This window comes from Novosphingobium sp. SG754, assembly GCF_013149315.1.
In the GTDB taxonomy this organism is placed as follows: domain Bacteria; phylum Pseudomonadota; class Alphaproteobacteria; order Sphingomonadales; family Sphingomonadaceae; genus Novosphingobium; species Novosphingobium capsulatum.
Genome location: NZ_JABGCC010000001.1, coordinates 956837 through 970923, shown reverse-complemented (window position 1 = coordinate 970923; position 14087 = coordinate 956837). Strand labels below are relative to the sequence as shown.

General features: G+C 65.5%; 10 protein-coding genes. 2 read left to right on the top strand and 8 right to left on the bottom strand.

Annotation, left to right across the window (positions count from 1 at the left end; all coding sequences use genetic code 11):
• Positions 1-83: 83 nt before the first annotated feature.
• On the bottom strand, positions 84-1886 hold the full coding sequence (gene lepA, locus FHW97_RS04500) for a translation elongation factor 4 (RefSeq protein WP_054130481.1): 1803 nt from the start codon (positions 1884-1886) through the stop codon (positions 84-86).
• Between the two features lie 220 nt (positions 1887-2106).
• On the bottom strand, positions 2107-4779 hold the full coding sequence (locus FHW97_RS04495; protein WP_022676412.1) for an EAL domain-containing protein: 2673 nt from the start codon (positions 4777-4779) through the stop codon (positions 2107-2109).
• A 195-nt stretch (positions 4780-4974) separates the two neighbouring features.
• Here FHW97_RS04495 and FHW97_RS04490 point away from each other — a divergent pair, with 195 nt between their 5' ends.
• The gene (locus FHW97_RS04490; protein ID WP_370525269.1) at positions 4975-5775 is read left to right on the top strand and encodes an alpha/beta fold hydrolase; all 801 of its coding nucleotides are present in this window, start codon (positions 4975-4977) and stop codon (positions 5773-5775) included.
• Between the two features lie 17 nt (positions 5776-5792).
• Here the strand turns inward: FHW97_RS04490 and FHW97_RS04485 are convergent, their stop codons facing one another.
• The 6 genes from FHW97_RS04485 to FHW97_RS04460 all read right to left on the bottom strand — a co-directional run bounded on the left by FHW97_RS04485 (position 5793) and on the right by FHW97_RS04460 (position 12035).
• A complete protein-coding gene (locus FHW97_RS04485; RefSeq protein WP_022676414.1) occupies positions 5793-7226 on the bottom strand; it encodes a globin-coupled sensor protein in 1434 nt (477 codons plus the stop codon).
• Between the two features lie 184 nt (positions 7227-7410).
• Entirely contained in the window at positions 7411-8529 is a 1119-nt protein-coding gene (gene dnaN / locus FHW97_RS04480; protein ID WP_054130484.1) for a DNA polymerase III subunit beta, read from the bottom strand.
• Positions 8530-8770: 241 nt separating this feature from the next.
• On the bottom strand, positions 8771-9301 hold the full coding sequence (locus FHW97_RS04475; protein ID WP_171798127.1) for a hypothetical protein: 531 nt from the start codon (positions 9299-9301) through the stop codon (positions 8771-8773).
• Entirely contained in the window at positions 9301-10065 is a 765-nt protein-coding gene (fabG, locus tag FHW97_RS04470) for a 3-oxoacyl-[acyl-carrier-protein] reductase (RefSeq protein WP_107716673.1), read from the bottom strand. The genes FHW97_RS04475 and fabG overlap by 1 nt, the downstream gene beginning before the upstream one ends.
• Before the next feature lie 165 nt (positions 10066-10230).
• Complete coding sequence (gene fabD, locus FHW97_RS04465) at positions 10231-11169, bottom strand: ACP S-malonyltransferase (RefSeq protein WP_171798126.1); 939 nt, start codon at positions 11167-11169, stop codon at positions 10231-10233.
• Between the two features lie 32 nt (positions 11170-11201).
• On the bottom strand, positions 11202-12035 hold the full coding sequence (locus tag FHW97_RS04460; RefSeq protein ID WP_062785492.1) for an LD-carboxypeptidase: 834 nt from the start codon (positions 12033-12035) through the stop codon (positions 11202-11204).
• 461 nt (positions 12036-12496) lie between these two features.
• Between FHW97_RS04460 and FHW97_RS04455 the strand changes: the two genes are divergently transcribed.
• Entirely contained in the window at positions 12497-13927 is a 1431-nt protein-coding gene (locus FHW97_RS04455; protein WP_171798125.1) for a glutamate ligase domain-containing protein, read from the top strand.
• The last annotated feature ends 160 nt before the right edge of the window (positions 13928-14087 follow it).

The window sequence follows — 14087 nt, the reverse complement described above, 5'->3', positions numbered from 1 at the left end:
GTATTGCTGCAGGAGCGAACGCTCCCACCCAACGTAACCGGATAGCGCGCGGTTCGGTTCCCCGGCCTGCGGCAGATACGCCCCTATTCCTCGCCCATGCGCAGCGCGGCGATGAAGGCTTCCTGCGGAATCTGCACGTTGCCGTATTCGCGCATGCGCTTCTTGCCTTCCTTCTGCTTTTCCAGAAGCTTCTTCTTGCGGCTGATATCACCGCCATAGCACTTGGCAGTCACGTCCTTGCGCATCGCGGCAATGGTTTCGCGCGCAATCACCTTGGCGCCGATCGCCGCCTGGATCGGAATCTTGAACAGATGGCGCGGGATCAGGTCCTTCAACCGCTCGCACAGCCCGCGCCCGCGCGCATCGGCCTGGCTGCGGTGCACGATCATGCTCAAGGCGTCGACCGGCTCGTTGTTGACCAGGATGTTCATCTTGACGAGGTCGCCCTCGCGCAGGCCGATCTGCTCATAGTCAAAGCTGGCATAGCCACGGCTGATCGACTTGAGGCGATCGTAGAAATCGAACACCACTTCGTTGAGCGGCAGTTCATAGTTCACCTGCGCGCGCCCGCCGACATAGGTCAGCCCGGTCTGGATACCACGGCGATCCTGGCACAGCTTGAGGATCGAACCGAGGTATTCGTCGGGCGTGTAGATCGTCGCCTTGATCCAAGGCTCTTCCATGGTGTCGATCTTCACAACATCGGGCATGTCGGCCGGGTTATGCAGTTCCATATGCGAGCCATCGGTCATGGTCAGGCGATAGACCACCGACGGCGCCGTGGTGATAAGGTCGAGATCGTATTCGCGGCTCAGGCGCTCCTGGATGATTTCCAGGTGCAACAGGCCCAGGAACCCGCAGCGGAAACCAAAGCCCAGCGCCGCGCTGGTTTCCATTTCAAAGCTGAACGAGGCATCGTTCAGCCGCAGCTTGCCGATCGAATCGCGCAGCTTTTCAAAATCGGCGGCATCAACCGGGAACAGCCCGCAGAACACCACCGGCTGCACTTCCTTGAAGCCCGGCAGCGCTTCGCTGGCGCCGCCCTTGACCGTGGTGATCGTGTCACCGACGCGGGCCTGCGCCACTTCCTTGATCTGCGCGGTGATAAAGCCGATTTCACCCGGTCCGAGTTCGGCCAGTTGCTCGATCTTGGGCCGCATGCAGCCCACGCGGTCGATCAGGTGTTCGGTGCCGCCGGCCATGAACTTGACCTGCAGGCCCTTCTTGATCACCCCGTCGATCACGCGCACCAGGATGACCACGCCCAGATACGGGTCATACCAGGAATCGACCAGCATGGCCTTCAACGGCGCATTGCGATCGCCGCCCGGCGGGGGAATGCGCGCCACCACGGCGTCGAGCACTTCCTCGATGCCGATGCCGGCCTTGGCGCTCGCCAGCACGGCCTGGCTGGCGTCGATCCCGATCACTTCCTCGATCTCGTTCTTCACCTTTTCCGGCTCGGCGGCGGGAAGATCGATCTTGTTGATCACCGGCACGATCTCGTGGTCATGCTCGATCGACTGATAGACGTTGGCCAGGGTCTGTGCTTCCACGCCCTGGGCTGCGTCCACCACCAGCAGTGCGCCTTCGCACGCCGCCAGGCTGCGGCTGACTTCATAGGCGAAATCGACGTGGCCGGGCGTGTCCATCAGGTTGAGCTGATAGGTCTGCCCATCCTTGCCCTTGTAATCCAGGCGCACGGTCTGCGCCTTGATAGTGATCCCGCGCTCGCGCTCGATATCCATGTTGTCCAGCACCTGCGCGGTCATCTCGCGCTCGGCCAGGCCGCCCGTATATTGGATCAGGCGGTCGGCCAGGGTGGACTTGCCATGGTCGATGTGGGCAATGATGGAAAAATTGCGGATCAGCGCGAGGTCGGTCATGCGCCGCCGTTAGCAGGCCCATTGCGCGCTGTCATCAGGCGCGATGGGCAGTTTCGGCGGGGGTTTTCAGGTTGGCCAACACGCCCTCCCCCAGCCCCTCCCGCAAGCGGGAGGGGAGCAAGGACGGAAGTCTCTCCCGCCTGCGAGAGGGTGCAACCCGCTAAAGCCCCTCCCGCCTGCGGGAGGGGTTTGGGGAGGGCATGTCAGGGCCCAAAGCCCCTCACCCCACCTTGCGCTGCAAGGGCCGCTCCAGCACCGGCGCCAACGCGGGCGTGCGCACCTGGACCACGGCAATGCGGCCATCGTCATCGGCCTTGAGCGGGGCGGCAAATTCCACGCCCATGCGATCGTCGTTGCTCCACCGGCACGTACCCGTCACCACGTGGCCATCAGCGAGCTGGATGCGGAACACGGTGCCTTCCGGCACATTCCACAGCCCCTCGATCAGGGCGCCGGTCATCGAGATGTTGCGCACCATGCCGTTGTATTTGTGCCCTGCGTTTTCCAGCACGACCTTGCGCAGCATCGACTGGCGGCTGGCACGGGCCGAACGCGGCCCCTGGGCCACGGCCACCAGCCCAGTCGAAAGCCGCGCCGCAGCGTTGACCGCCGAAAGCGGCCGTTCATAGATATAGCCCTGCACATGGCTGCACCCAAGCATGCGCACCAGGTCCAGCTCGTCCAGCGTTTCCACGCCCTCTGCCGTGGTTTCCATGCCCAGCGCCTCGGCCAGGCTGACGATCGAGGCGATGATCGCGCCATTGCGGCTGCCCGGCTGGGTCGCCCCGCGCACGAACGACTGGTCGATCTTGATCTTGTCGAACGGCGCCGAGCGCAGATAGCCGAGCGAGGAATAACCGGTGCCGAAATCGTCGAGTGCCAGACGCACGCCGATCGATTTCAGCTGCTTGAACATCTGGTCGGTGCCCTCGTCGTTGTTGAGGAACACGCTTTCGGTGATTTCCAGCTCCAGCCGCTCGGGCTCCACTCCGGCGTGGGCCAGAGCGGAAGTAACGATCGTGGGCAGCGCCGGATTGGCAAACTGCAGGGGCGAGACGTTGACCGCCACGCGCACATCCTGCGGCCACTGTGCCAGATCCTGGCAGGCAGTGCGCAGCGCCCATTCCCCGATCGCGGCGATCAGGCCGGTATCTTCGGCAATGGGAATGAACTTAGCCGGCGAAATGAAGCCGTGCTGGGGATGGTGCCAGCGCAGCAGGGCTTCAAAACCGGTGATCCGCTCGGTCGCGGTCTGCACCACCGGCTGGTAATACAGCTCCAGCCCGCCGTGGGCCACGGCATCGCGCAGTTCCTCTTCCAGTTGGCGCCGTTCCTCGGCATCGCTGTGCAAGTCTGCGGCATAGAAGTGATAGCGCCCGCGCCCGCCGTCCTTGGCGGCATAGAGCGCCAGATCGGCGTTGCGAATCAGCGCCTCGCTGGTCACGCCATCATCGGGGGCAATGGCAATGCCCACCGATGCGCCGATCATCACGCGGTTGCCGTCGATGGCATAGGGCGCGGAAAGCTGTTCGATTACCTGGTTGGCAAGGTAGGCCAGATGGTCGCGCTCGATCTTGCCGGGCATGATCACCTGGAACTCGTCGCCGCCCAGGCGCCCGACGCGGCCGACATTGCCGATCACGCCTTCCAGCCGCTGCGCTACCTGCTTGAGCAGCGCATCGCCGGCCGGATGGCCCAGCGTATCGTTCACCTGCTTGAACCGGTCGAGATCGAGCAGAAACACCGCGCAGGCACGGTGCTGCACCTGCGGCGCTACCAGGATCTTTTCCAGCGTCTGCGACATGCGCAGGCGATTCGACAGGCCGGTGAGCGAATCGAATTGCGCCAGGCGCGAGGCATGCTCGGCCGAGCGGCGCTTTTCGGTCAGATCGGTGCCCGAGCCGCGAAAGCCCTGGAAATTGTTGAACGTGTCATAGGTCGGGCGGCCATTGATCTGCCACCAGCGCTCTTCCATGTCGGTTGCCGCGCGCACGGCCAGTTCGGAAAAGCTCGATCGCGCCGAAAGATGAAAGGCCAGCGTGCGCTCACCCTCGCCGGCCTGGTCGGCCAGGTTGAACAGTTCGGGAAATGGCCGGCCGATCAGTTCTTCCACGCCGCGCCCCAGGATCTGGGCGACCGGGCGCGAAAGATAGGTGATCTGGCCACGCCGATCGGTTTCCCAGAACCAGCCTTGGCCGGTTTCCTCGTAATCGGCCAGAATCTCCTGCGCGCGGGTCTGGATGCGCGTTTCGATTTCCATCTGCTCGCGCGCGCGCGCTTCGATTTCGCGCTGGCGGAAATAGGCTGCCACCGCCACGGCCAGGCCAATACCCAGCGTGACCAGCCCGCCCAGGCGGTTTGCCGCACAGGCCACCCCGGCCCAGATCGCCACTTGCGCCACCAGCACGCTGGCCAGTTGCCCGCTTTCGAACACGGTGGCGAGCAGCGACACGGTGACCAGCAGGGCCAGCCCCTGCAACCACGGCACGGCGCCGATCTCGGCCCAATGGCCCACCGCCGCGCCAAACAGGAACATCGGCATGCCCACGGCCAGCGCCATCAGCAGCATGCGCGGCGCGGTGCCGACGATTCCGGCGTTTTCCACCCGCACCGCCAGCGCGCCGAGCAACGCCAGCATGACCGCGGTGATTCCCACCGACACCACGATGCCATCGGGAATCACCCCGTTAAGCAGCGCCAGGCCGGCAAGGCCCACCGCCATCGGCGCTGCGATCTGCGGCCATTCGCGCGCGATCAAACGGTTGGCCATCCGCGGGTTTGGCGCGTGGCTGGCCGGCACGCGTTCGCGCCGCCGCTGCGTGCGTGCAAAGTCACGGCGCTCCTCGCCCCGCGCTTCGATTTCGATCTGCTCTGCCCCGGATACGTCTGCCATGGTTACCCGCATGCCCGAACGGCTTTGAAAAACCGTTAAGCAGGCCTGACGAAGCGACACGAAATCTGCCCACTTTTACCTCCGTAATGAACCTGCTAGGCGGCGTGCCGGACGTGGGTGGGACTTTATCAGGGCGAACGTTGGCGGGATTGCCGGCGCACAGGCGCCATGCACCCGGCAGGAGATGACGGGATCGTGGCGAGTTTTACCGCTGATTTTTCGATGGTTGGCGTTGCTGGCCGGCGCCTGCGCCTTGGCCAGTGGCATGTCGGCGCCCAAGGTGCGCGTCCGCTGGTGCTGCTGGGCGGCATCGGCATGAACATGGAGCTGCTCGAACCGGTGGTTCGCGCCCTGCCCTGCCGCCGGATCATCAGTTTCGATATGCCGGGCATCGGCAAGTCACCCGATCCGATCATTCCCTATACCATGCCGTGCATCGCGCTCACGCTGGCCGCGCTGCTCGATCGCCTGCATCTCGATGCGGTAGACGTGCTGGGCATCAGCTGGGGCGGCGCCGTGGCGCAGCAGTTCGCGTTCCAGCATCGCGCCCGCATCGGCCGGCTGGCGCTGGCCGCCACCGCCGCCGGGGCGGCGATGGTGCCCGGCAATCCCGCGATCATGAGCCACATGGCCGATCCGCGCGAATATACTGTGGCGCGCACCCTGCAGCGCAACCTTGCCTCGCTGTACAATGGTGGTGGCCACCAGGCGGTGTCGCTCAATGCGGCCATGCCGCCCTCGCCGGTCGGCTGGGCTTGCCAGTTGGCCGCTTTTTCCACCTGGAGCAGCGCACCGTTCCTGCCGCTGCTGGCCCTGCCCACGCTGGTCATGCATGACGAGGAAGACCAGCTGATCCCGCCGGCCAATGCCCAGTTCATGCACGGCGCCATCCCCGGCAGCCGGCTGGAAATGTTCAAGGGCGGCGGGCACTTGTTCATGCTCGCCAATCCCGAAGGCTTTGCCGCCACGCTGCGCGGATTTCTCGACGCGGCGTAACGGGCCTCTGCGCCGCGTCAGGCCGCGCGCCGCGTCGCCTTGGCCTGGTGCGGCACCAGGCCTTCCACGCGGAAATGGCCCACGAGATCGGCCATGCGATCGGCCTCTCCAGCCAGGCTGCGTGATGCCGCCGTCGCTTCTTCCACCATCGCGGCGTTCTGCTGGGTCATCAGGTCCAGTTCGTTGACCGTGGCCTGAATCTGCCGGATATTCGCGGCCTGTGCCCTGGCGCCCTCGGCAATGTTGCTGGCCACGTCGGCAATCGCGCCCACCCGGCTGACGATCCGCTCGAACGTTTCGCCAGTCTGGTCCACCAGCGTCACGCCGCGTTCCACCTGGACAGAGCTTTCGCCGATCAGCTTCTTGATATCGAGCGCCGCCTCGGCCGATCGCTGCGCCAGCGCGCGCACTTCGTTGGCGACCACGGCAAAGCCGCGCCCGGCATCACCCGCCCGCGCCGCTTCCACCCCGGCGTTGAGCGCCAGGAGGTTGGTTTGAAAGGCGATGCCATCGATCACCGCGATGATCTTGCCGATCTCGGCGGCAGAGCGGTGAATGTCGTTCATCGCCTGCACCGCTTCTTCCAGCACGCCGCCGCCCTGACGCGCGTCACCATGGGCGTCCTGCACCGCCGAATGCAGCTGGGTCGCTTCTTCGGCCGTCTTGCCCACCGTGCCCGCCAGCGTGGTGATCGAGGCCGAGGCTTCTTCGAGCGAGGCTGCCTGCTGCTCCGTCCGCCGGGCAAGATCGTCCGAAGCCTCGCGAATTTCCTTGGCGCCGGTGTCGACTGCGCGCGAAGTCTGCGAGACCGCGCCCAGCGCGCCGCTCACCTTCTTGCGCATGGTTTCCAGGTCCGCTTCCAGCGCGGCATAGGCTTCGGGCAGGCCGGTCAACGCCACGGTAAAATCGCCCTCGGTCATCTTGCGCACGGTATGGCCCACCTGGGTAACCACCGCCTGGCGCTTGGCATCTTCCGCCTGGAAATAGGCAGACAGCGCCACTTCCATATCGAGCAGCGCCATCTTCACCAGCGTGGCCACGGCCTTGGCGCGGCGGCTGCCCAGCTTGCCCAGGCCGCGCCCCAGAAACCGCACGATCACCTCGTCCAGCACCGAGGCATAGGCACCGATATACCAGCCCGGCTCCAGCCCGATTCGCGCGTGAACATCCCCGATGCGCTGGGCGCGTTCGGCATAGGCCATGCCGGGCGTGCCGCTGAACATGCTGCCCCAATGCTCGATCTGCTTGTCCCGGGCATGGGACATGGCGGCGCGCGAAGGGAAGAAGCGCGCCGTTTCAGGCGTCAGGGCAATGCGATCATACAGCCGTTCCAGCGCCGGCGGAGCCAGGCCGTCCATGGCGCCGGCAATCTGGCCAAACCGGGCCACGTCATCACTGCTGATGTTGAAGAACGTCAGCTTGCGGTCAACGTCCTGCTGGGTAAGCGCCATGGGATCTACCTGTCTAACTCCGATGCGACAGGCATAGGCGCAGGGCGATCAAGACCGCTGAAAAGGCATATAGGGATTTGCCCGAGGTGCCGACAGCCGCCCGCGTTGCCGAAACGTGAAAGGGGCGCGATCAGCCTGGCCGATCGCGCCCCTTTGGTATGTTGCCGGGCAGGTCTGCCCCGCGTCAGACGCGCATCGGCATCAGCACATAGAGCGCGGGCGACTTGTCATCCTTGCGGATCAGCGTCGGCGCGCCGGCATCGGCCAGGTGCAATTCAACCGTGTCGCCGTCGATCTGGCTGAGGATGTCCTTGAGATAGTTGGCGTTGAAGCCAATCTCGAAGCCCTGCGCGGTGTAGTCTGCCGGCAGTTCTTCAGCCGCGGTGCCGTTGTCCGGGCTGGTGACCGACAGCGTCACGCGGTCGGTTTCCAGCGCCATCTTCACCGCGCGGGTCTTTTCGGTGGCGATCGTCGCCACGCGATCCACGCCTTCATAGAAGCTGCGCGGATCAAGCTTGAGCAGCTTGTCGTTGGCAGTCGGGATCACGCGGCTGTAATCGGGGAACGTGCCGTCGATCAGCTTGCTGGTCAGCACCACGCCGTGTTCGCCGCCCAGGGTAAAGCGCACTTTGCTGGCCGAAAGATCGAGCAGCACGTTGGTATCGAGCACTTCTTCCAGCAGCTTGCGCAGCTCTCCCACGCATTTGCGCGGCACGATCACGTCGGGCATGCCCTCGGCGCCTTCGGGGCGCGTCAGGGTATAGCGGGCCAGGCGGTGGCCATCGGTGGCTGCGGCCTTGAGCACTTCATCGGCCACATGGAAGAAAATCCCGTTGAGATAGTAACGGGTTTCCTCGGTGGAGATGGCAAAGCGGGTGCGGTCGATCAGTTCGGCCAGCACGCGCGCGGGAATTTCAAAGCTGGTCGGCAGATCGCCTTCCACGATCACCGGGAAATCGTCGCGCGGCAGCGTGGGCAGCTGGAACCGGCTGCGCCCGGCCTTGACCACCATGCGGTTGTCGGTGGTTTCCAGGCTCACTTGCGAGCCATCGGGCAGCTTGCGCGCGATGTCGAACAGCAGGTGCGCCGAAACCGTGATCGCGCCCGGCCCCTCCACCGAAACCGCCGGCATCGATTCCACGATCTGCAGATCAAGGTCCGTGGCCATCAGGCGCACCGAATTGTCGGCCGAAGCCTCGATCAGCACGTTCGACAGGATGGGAATGGTGTTGCGGCGTTCGACAACCGACTGGACGTGGGACAGGCAGCGCAGAAGAGTCGCGCGTTCAATGGTCGCCTTCATTCTCGTCTCGATCCCCAGTCTCGTAACCCGGCTGCTTCAGAACCGATCTGAAACAGGCCGGACTGGACGGACAGGCGCCGTCCGGGTTGGCTGCACACCAGAAGGCCATGGAATCACAGCCAGCAGCGTTGCGTTTCGGACCACCTTTCTTAGCGTGGAGTGCCCCTTGGGCAAGGCTCCCCTTGCATGGCCCAAGTGAAACTGTGCATAAATGACCCGAAAACTCGAAAAAAATGTCGTTTCAGTCCAGATCGCGCTGTCCATCGAACATCAAGGCGGTGGCAACGATCCAGCCGGTGATCAATTGCCAGCCCTGGGATGTCACGCTGGCCGGGGGCTTGCCGGCCTTGTCCAGCGCCTCGCTCACGATGCGCAGATCGCCTGGCGTCACCTTGTCGGCAGGGTTGTTGGTATTGCCAGGCCCGATATCCAGCGCCCGGTCGATCAGCGCCGAGGCGATGCCCAGTGCCGCCAGGCGGCCATCGAGCGCATCGCGTCCCATGCGGCCCCAGGTATAGCTGAAATAGGCATCGCGCTGCTTGTCGTTCAGCAACTGGTCGGCCGCGCAGGCATCGGTGATCGCGCGCAGATCGGCCTGCGTGGCATTGGCCGCAGGGGTGCCGGGCGTCAGGATGGCATCGGCCACCTTCTGGTCCAGCCCCTCGGGCGCGGCCTTGATCGCGCAGGCCAGCGTTTCGGGCGGGCGCGCCAGGGCTGCAGCCGGCACCGCCAGCCCAGCCGCCGCCATGGCCAGCGCCCACCCGCCGCGCATCAGGCGAACATCGCCATGCCGCCGTTCACATGCAGCGTCTGCCCGGTGACATAGCCGGCTTCCTTGCTGGCGAGATAGGCCACCGCCGCGCCGATATCCTGGCCTTCGCCCATGCGGCCCATCGGAATGCGGCCATTGAGCGCATCCTTCTGCGCATCCGGCAAAACATCGGTCATCGCGGTGCGGATGAACCCAGGCGCCACGCAGTTGACCGTGACGTTGCGGCTGGCCAGTTCCTGCGCCAGGCTCTTGGACATGCCAACAAGGCCAGCCTTGGCCGCGGCATAGTTCACCTGGCCGGGATTGCCGGTGGCACCCACCACGCTGGTGACCGAGATAATCCGGCCAAAGCGGGCTTTCATCATCGGCTTGGTGGCGCTGCGCATCAGGCGGAACGCGGCTTCCAGGTTCACGCGGATCACCGCGTCCCATTCCTCGTCCTTCATCCGCATCGTCAGATTGTCGCGCGTGATGCCGGCGTTGTTGACCAGGATGTCGATCTTGCCCAGCGTGTCGAGCGCGGCAGGCACCAGCTTTTCCACCTGTTCGGCGTTCGACAGGTCGCAGGTCACTTCGACGTGATCGTGACCATAGGTCTCGTTCAGCTCTTCCCGAAACGCGCGCAGCTTGGCCGGGTTGGTCCCCGAAAGCGCCAGCCGCGCCCCCTGGCGGGCCAGCGCATGACTGATCGCCGAACCGATGCCACCAGCAGCGCCGGTAACCAGGGCAGTCATGCCGGTCAGGTCAAAAAGACGGTTTTCCATAATCTTGGCTCCACGAAATATTGGCCGCCGGCTCTGCTTCACCGTCACCCCGGACTTGATCCGGGGTCCTACACTGCATCGGCAGCACGGTGGACCCAAGCGGGACCCCGGATCAAGTCCGGGGTGACGATGGGAAGAGGGTTGGCGAGAAGACGGTCGGCGCTCTCAGAGATCCTTGGCCAGGGCTTCGATGTCGGCCATGGTGATCACGCTGGTGACGGAGAGATCGGCCCCGGCCGAGCGGGTGATCATCGGTGCCAGCACCTTGCCACCCAGTTCGACGAACGCCTCGACGCCGGCGTCCTTCATCGCGATCGCGCTTTCGCGCCAGCGCACGCGGCCGGTGACTTGCTCTACCAGCAGTTGCTGAACCTGCGCCGGATCAGTGACGATGGCGGCGGTCACGTTGGCGAACAGCGGCACGCGAAAGGCTTGGGGCGGCGTGGCGGCCAGCGCCTGGGCCATGGCATCGGCGGCCGGCTGCATCAGCGGGCAGTGGAACGGCGCAGACACCGGCAACAGCACGCCGCGCTTGATGCCGTGCTCCTTGACCAACGCCACTGCGCGCTCGATCGCGCCCTTGTGCCCGGACAGCACGACCTGCGTGGGATCATTGTCGTTGGCCACAGTGCAGACTTCACCCTGCGCGGCTGCTTCGGCCAGCGCGGTAGCCTTGTCGATATCGGCGCCAAGCAGTGCGCACATCGCGCCTTCGCCCACCGGCACGGCGGCCTGCATCGATTGCCCGCGCAGCTTGAGCAGGCGGGCGGTATCGGCCAGCGAAAACGCACCGGCAGCGCACAGCGCGGTGTATTCGCCCAGGCTGTGCCCGGCCACGAAATCGGCCTTGTCGGCCAGCTGGATGCCGCCTTCCTTTTCCAGCACGCGCAGCACGGCGATGGCATGGGCCATGATCGCGGGCTGGGCATTTTCCGTCAGGGTCAGCGCGTCGTCGGGGCCCTGGGTCATGATCTGGAACAGCTTCTGGCCCAGCGCGTCGTCCACTTCCTCGAACACTTCGCGCGCGGCGGTGCTGGCGGCGGCAAGCTCGGCGCCCATGCCCACCTTCTGGCTGCCCTGCCCCGGAAAAACGAATGCCCGCATTGATCGATGCCTCCTGAAAACTGGCGCGCGCCCTATTGGCCCGGCGGGGTTCCTGCAAGCCCGAACGGCACGATGCGATTATCGCCATCATGCCCGATATCCGCGCGGCCGAGGTAAGGCAGGCCAGTACGCGCGCACCAATGCCGCGCCATATCCTCTACCCCGATGCCAAAAGGTCTATCGTTTTCAGGCACCTGCGTCACACGACCGAGCCGCAGGCCGGCCACCTTCATGGCCGCCAGCCCGGCGCTGACATGAAACAGCAGGCGATCGACGGCATAGTCGTATTCGCTCACTTCTTCCACCATCACCACATGCCCGGCCAGATCAGGCATCACCGGCGTGCCCATGATCATCGACAGGGTCATGAGGTTGAACGCCACCACAGGCTCTGCCGCCGGGATCGTCGGCTCCAGCCCGGCACTATCGCCCTGCAGCCAAGCCAGCACGCGGCGCACCGCCGCCTCGCCGCCATCGCGCCGCACATCGGCCGGCATCGGCGCATGGACCGAGCGGCCCACTTTGGCGCGATAGAGCGCGGCGAGCATCACCCCGCCATCCGAATAGCCGAGATAGGCCTTGTTCTGCGCCGCCGGTGCCAGGAGGCCGATGGCATCCTGCGCAATCCGTCCCGCGCCATAGCCGCCGCGCGCAAACCACACCGCGTCAAACCCGGGATCATTGGCGCATTCGACAAATGCGTTCAGACGCTGCTGGTCGGTTCCGGCAAAATGGCCACTTTGCGCAAAGCATTGTTCGTGAAAGTGGATTTCTAGCCCGGCCCGCTCAGCCACCAGGGCGGCAACCCGCCCGGCATCGGCGCGATCGAACGGGGCGGACGGGGCACAGACGGCAATGCGCAACATGGGCGCGGTGTTATCGCCTGCGCGGGGGTTCGTCCATCACACATAGTTACCCAAACCTTGCCTGAATACTTAGCACGCAAATTGCGGGAAAGGTTTTCGCGCCAGCCGCGTTAGAGGGCATGACGGGGCCGAACGGGCACCTTGGCAAGCGATCATGGCTTGCCGGGCGTGGGCCGCTCCGGTGCTGTCACACCTTGCGCCTTTGACCGCATCGCGGACCAGGCGTCGGGCGAAACGGGCTTGGCCGAACCGATGCCGACGCTTGCCGTGGCATTGGCTCCGACCTTGCCCTCGCGCCCGCAAGCCTGGCCCGAAAAAGAGCCTGGCCGAACCCTGCGCCCCGTGCGCCCGGCTCCGGCCAGCCTTTTTATCCCTGCGCTGCTGCGGCCAGACGCGGCAGCGGGGCAAACCTGTCGCAGCGATCTTGCCACGCCCCCTGATTGCTGTAGTGCCCTGTGCCCATGGCCCACACTGCACCTGCGCCAGATGGCGCGCTAACTGCCCATCCCTGGTTCTTTTGCGGCATCGGCGGATCGGGCATGCTGCCCCTGGCGCTGATCCTCAAGGGTGCGGGCGCGCAGGTCGCAGGGTCTGATCGCAGCCGCGACCAGGGCCGCACGCCCGAAAAGTTCGCCTGGCTGGAAAGTCTGGGCTTTGCCCTGTTCCCGCAAGACGGCAGCGGCATCACCTCGGCCGACCAGGCGCTCGTTGCCTCGGCCGCAGTGGAAGATACCGTGCCCGAAGTGGTGCGCGCCCGCGACCTCGGCTGCCCGCGCTTCACCCGCGCGCAATTGCTCGCCCGCCTGTTCAACGCCGCGCCGATCGGCATTGCCGTGGGCGGCACCAGCGGCAAGTCCACCGTCACTGGCATGATCGGCTGGATGCTCACGGCCTTGGGCCGCGATCCCACGATCATGAATGGGGCGGTGATGAAGAACTTTGCCACGCCTGACGCGCCCTTTGCCTCGGCCCGGGTGGGCCAGGGCGGGCTGTTCGTTTCGGAAGTCGATGAAAGCGACGGCTCGATCGCGCTCTATCGGCCGCAGATCGCCTTGCTCAACAACGTCAGTCTCGATCACAAGAGTCTGGAGGAACTGCGCGATTTGTTTGGCAATTTCCTCGCCATGGCAAGCACGGCGGTGATCAATGCCGATGACGCGGAAAGCATGGCCCTGGCCCATCGCGCGCGCGCCACGGTCACCTTCGGCTTTGCCGATACCGCGATGATCGGGGTCGTGCCCGCCAGCGTGGTGGAAAGCCCGACCCGCATTGCCGCCACGGTGATCGACCGGCGCAGTGGCGCGCAGCACGATATCACGCTGGCCGTTCCGGGCCGGCACAACCTGGCCAATGCCTTGGCCGCTCTGGCCGCAGCCGATGCGGCGGGCCTGCCGCTGGGCGAGGCCGTGGCGGCCCTGAGCGGTTACGCCGGGCTCGCCCGCCGGTTCGACATCGTCGGCACCAGCGCCAGCGGCGTGACGGTGATTGATGATTTTGGCCACAACCCGGAAAAGGTTGCCGCCACCCTCGCAACGCTCAAGGCCCATCCCGGCCGCGTGCTCGCGCTGTTCCAGCCGCACGGCTATGGCCCGCTGCGCCAGATGGGCGCGGAACTGGCCGAAGTGCTGGCCACGCGATTGAGCGCCGAGGATCGCGTGATCCTGACCGACCCGGTCTATTTTGGCGGCACGGTGGATCGCACACAAGGGTCTGAACGCATCGTCGGCCTGGTCAACGCGCACGGCGGCCAGGCCGAACACGTGGCGGAGCGCGCCGAGGCCGGCCAGCGGCTGGCGGCCCTCGCCCGTCCGGGAGACCGGATCGTGATCATGGGCGCGCGCGACGATACGCTGTCAGCCTTTGCCCGCGACGTGCTTGGCAGCCTTACCTGATCGCATGGACCGGTGCGTGCCCCTCCCCAGCCAGGCCGGGGGGGGGGGGGGGGGGGGGGGGGGGGGGGGCCCCCCAAAAGTTACACCCCCCCGTTTTGAATGATAGGACGGTTGGGGGAGCCCCCAACACCAAGGGGGAGGGCCCCCATAGCGGGTTCGG

Coding starts and splice junctions, on each gene's coding strand:
- dnaN (WP_054130484.1), bottom strand. CDS start 8,529: ATGAAGGCGACCATTGAACGCGCGACTCTTCTGCGCTGCCTGTCCCAC.
- FHW97_RS04485 (WP_022676414.1), bottom strand. CDS start 7,226: ATGGCGCTTACCCAGCAGGACGTTGACCGCAAGCTGACGTTCTTCAAC.
- FHW97_RS04460 (WP_062785492.1), bottom strand. CDS start 12,035: ATGTTGCGCATTGCCGTCTGTGCCCCGTCCGCCCCGTTCGATCGCGCC.
- fabG (WP_107716673.1), bottom strand. CDS start 10,065: ATGGAAAACCGTCTTTTTGACCTGACCGGCATGACTGCCCTGGTTACC.
- FHW97_RS04475 (WP_171798127.1), bottom strand. CDS start 9,301: ATGCGCGGCGGGTGGGCGCTGGCCATGGCGGCGGCTGGGCTGGCGGTG.
- FHW97_RS04455 (WP_171798125.1), top strand. CDS start 12,497: ATGGCCCACACTGCACCTGCGCCAGATGGCGCGCTAACTGCCCATCCC.
- lepA (WP_054130481.1), bottom strand. CDS start 1,886: ATGACCGACCTCGCGCTGATCCGCAATTTTTCCATCATTGCCCACATC.
- FHW97_RS04495 (WP_022676412.1), bottom strand. CDS start 4,779: ATGGCAGACGTATCCGGGGCAGAGCAGATCGAAATCGAAGCGCGGGGC.
- fabD (WP_171798126.1), bottom strand. CDS start 11,169: ATGCGGGCATTCGTTTTTCCGGGGCAGGGCAGCCAGAAGGTGGGCATG.